The following is a 343-nucleotide window of genomic DNA, read 5'->3' on the forward strand; positions in this document are numbered from 1 at the left end:
AATCCATACTACGTGGATTACACAAATGCCATCGACAATGTGTTCGAGGGACAAGTCGATATCAAGACCGAGATTTTGCAGAATCTGCGTAACATGTGGGTGACTAATCCCCCGCTCGAACAGCAGATTGCGGATCAAGTGTCTGGCACCGGTACCGATCCAGTGACGGGTCTTCCGTTCATGGGCGGCCATCTGATTGATTTTGATCAGTGGTCGCAGCCTGAGCGTGACATTCTGGCAAAGCAGGTGAATGCACTTGGGATGAAGCTAGCAAACGCAGGTGTCCTAACTGACGACAGCTACCAAGCCATATCGCGATGGGTTGGCATGTATTGGTACGGTA

General features: G+C 50.7%; 1 protein-coding gene. It reads left to right on the forward strand.

Annotated features, from left to right (window positions below; all coding sequences use genetic code 11):
* The coding region (locus AC1RP1_RS08090; protein ID WP_481762730.1) for a hypothetical protein at positions 1-343 on the forward strand (343 nt) is incomplete at both ends.

The sequence above is a fragment of the Dellaglioa sp. CoH-56-MRSF-13 genome, assembly GCF_056782095.1.